The organism is Brumimicrobium mesophilum (assembly GCF_003025005.1).
In the GTDB taxonomy this organism is placed as follows: domain Bacteria; phylum Bacteroidota; class Bacteroidia; order Flavobacteriales_D; family Crocinitomicaceae; genus Brumimicrobium; species Brumimicrobium mesophilum.
Genome location: NZ_PVSS01000046.1, coordinates 1 through 1,388 on the forward strand (window position 1 = coordinate 1; position 1,388 = coordinate 1,388).

The following is a 1,388-nucleotide window of genomic DNA, read 5'->3' on the forward strand; positions in this document are numbered from 1 at the left end:
TCAGACGACCACGAGAATAATCTCGCGGTAGCGGGGGGATAGAGGGATGAATGAGGCTACTGATTTGTATAGCTCGAATGATGAAGGGCCATTGAGTCCTGAGCAAGCAATGTTACACTCAACCTATATGGTTGATCAGGAAACAGGTGAGTCATATAGGGTGGTTAAACATACTCAAAAATGGGGAGCAACAGTAAGTTACAATTTTGAAAATGATGAGCACAAGTTAAGTGTAGAGAGCTTGCAAGTTGCAAAAGAAGCCGCGAAAGCTTGGGCAGGAGTGCTTTTAGAAAATCCTGGTTTATCACTAGAGGTCTATGGTCATACATCATCTCTTGCGTCAACTGATTATAATAAAAGTCTATCGCAGAATCGAGCCAATTTCACAGCTCAATTAATAATAGAAGCTGCCATCAATTTATCAAGTGCTAATGGAGGGACGTTTGATTCAAGTCGAGTTAAAGGTATAGGTTTAGAGGAAACACAATTGTTATATAAAAATGATGAAAATAACGGAGAATTGCAAAATAGAAATAGAAGAACAGAAATACGTTTTTCCAACAATAGTGATTTAGAAAAACAGTAAGTCATGAGGTTAATTCTTTTATATTTAGTTGTTCTAACATCTCAATTCTGCTTAGGTCAAGAATTTGTTTGGGTTTATTATGGCGAAGATTATTATTGTGATGTATGTGAACTTAACAAAATATCTGAAATAGAGATTAATCGAATTAATGTAGATGCTGATTCAACTGATACTTTGAGAACTACAAAATTGAAATTTAATAATTTAGGGTATTTAGTTGAAAAAGAAATTACTAATAAATCTTATCATCTTCGAACCATTAGACTTTATTATGATGAGTGTAATGATATAGAAAGAATAGATACGTTTTCTGTAACTTCTGAAGGGAGCCGTGATATTTATAGTGTACCTAGCAACAGAGAAGTTATAGTTTCCAAAAAGGGCGGTAAAGTTTTTAAAGAGGTGTCGATATCAAATGTGTATGATGAATCTATAAATTCAATAATAAAAATAGAGGTCGAAAAAAGGTATTTTTATAAAGATGATGACATGTTATATTTAGTAAAAAAGACTGTACAAGAGAATGATAAATTAGTATCAGAAACTGAAGTAAATTATATTTATATTAACAGCTTAATCAAGAAGATTACTAAGGAAGAGCAAGGAAGTGTTAAAAAAACCGAAATTCACTTCAACTATATACTTGAATAGTCTTTTGTTATTAATCCAGTTTCTACCACGCTACTCCCGAGATAAAAGCGAATAAACCACCCCCAAGATTGCCGCGAGATTTAGCGAAGCTTTCTCGTGGCTTTGGGTTTTACTTATAAACATCCCCCCCGCTCGTGCGAGATTCCATCTC

The 1,388-nt window shown here is 34.1% G+C and carries 2 protein-coding genes; both read left to right on the plus strand.

Going from position 1 to position 1,388, the window contains the following annotated elements:
• Positions 1-46 precede the first annotated feature (46 nt).
• Complete coding sequence (locus C6368_RS16955; protein ID WP_107040403.1) at positions 47-586, plus strand: OmpA family protein; 540 nt, start codon at positions 47-49, stop codon at positions 584-586.
• A 3-nt stretch (positions 587-589) separates the two neighbouring features.
• On the plus strand, positions 590-1,237 hold the full coding sequence (locus C6368_RS16960) for a hypothetical protein (protein ID WP_107040404.1): 648 nt from the start codon (positions 590-592) through the stop codon (positions 1,235-1,237).
• Positions 1,238-1,388 lie beyond the last annotated feature (151 nt).